Source organism: Paraburkholderia caffeinitolerans, assembly GCF_902859945.1.
Taxonomy (GTDB): Bacteria; Pseudomonadota; Gammaproteobacteria; order Burkholderiales; family Burkholderiaceae; genus Paraburkholderia; species Paraburkholderia caffeinitolerans.
Window position 1 is genome coordinate 1 of sequence record NZ_CADIKL010000112.1, and the last position, 1,113, is coordinate 1,113.

Here is a 1,113-nt window from a genome sequence, read left to right on the forward strand (position 1 = left end):
TACTGACGTGTGCACCAAATAGTGCGTGGTGCGTTATATGGGCATGAAGACAAAACCTGATGCCCGAAAACTGGATGGAGCCACCCAAGCCCACCTGAGAAAGCTCGTGGTGGAGGCGGTGCGAGGGGGAATGACGCAGACCGGGGCAGCGTCGACGTTTGGCGTAAGCCTGCGAGCGGTCAGCAAATGGATGAAGCTGTCCCGGGAAGGTGGCGCACGGGCATTGAAGCCCGGCAAACGGGGCCGCCGCCCTGGCGGCGGACGGTTGGATGTCCGGCAGGCCGCGCGGATTCGTGGGCTGATCGTGAGCAGGATGCCGGACCAGCTGGCGATGCCGTTCTACCTCTGGACGCGCGAGTCCGTCGCGAGCCTTATCGAGCGGGAATACGGTGTCACGGTTTCGCCAACGACGGTCGGGCGTTACCTCAAGGCATGGGGCATGAGTGCCCAGAAACCGGTGCGGCGCGCCTACGAACGAAACGATGCGGCGATCGCCCGCTGGCTGAATGAGGACTACCCGAAGCTCGTTAAGGAAGCGAAGCAGGAAAGGGCAATCATCCATTGGGGCGACGAGATGGGCCTGCGTAGTGACCATGTGAGCGGAAAGAGCTTTGCTCCGATGGGCCAAACGCCGGTGGTACGCGCCACCGGCCAGCGATTTGGCTGCAACATGATCTCGACGATCACCAATCGCGGGGAGCTGTCCTTCATGGTCTTCGAGGGCAAATTCAAGAACGCCGTGTTTATCGAGTTCATGAAGCGCATGCTCAGGCAGGCAACACGCAAAATCTATCTGGTCGTCGATGGGCACCCGGTGCATCGGTCGGTCGCCGTCAGGCAGTTCGTCGCGGAAAACGCTAAGCGTCTGCGCCTGATCCGGCTGCCGGGATATTGCCCCGAGTTGAACCCCGACGAATTGCTCAATCAGGACGTGAAAACCAACGCGATGGGCAAGAGCCGGCCGACCAGCAAGGCCGACATGATCAAGAGCGTGCGACGCCATCTGCATCGCCGGCAGAAGCAGCCTCATGTTATCCGCAACCTGTTTCAGGAGAAGCATGTTCGCTACGCAGCTTGATCCAATATACGCACTATTTATTGAACTGGTCAGTA

The 1,113-nt window shown here is 59.8% G+C and carries 1 protein-coding gene; it reads left to right on the plus strand.

What is annotated here, in order from left to right; genetic code table 11:
• Window positions 1-37: 37 nt before the first annotated feature.
• The gene (locus tag HV773_RS36485; RefSeq protein WP_227875311.1) at window positions 38-1,078 is read left to right on the plus strand and encodes an IS630 family transposase; all 1,041 of its coding nucleotides are present in this window, start codon (window positions 38-40) and stop codon (window positions 1,076-1,078) included.
• Window positions 1,079-1,113 lie beyond the last annotated feature (35 nt).

Coding starts and splice junctions, on each gene's coding strand:
- HV773_RS36485 (WP_227875311.1), top strand. CDS start 38: ATGGGCATGAAGACAAAACCTGATGCCCGAAAACTGGATGGAGCCACC.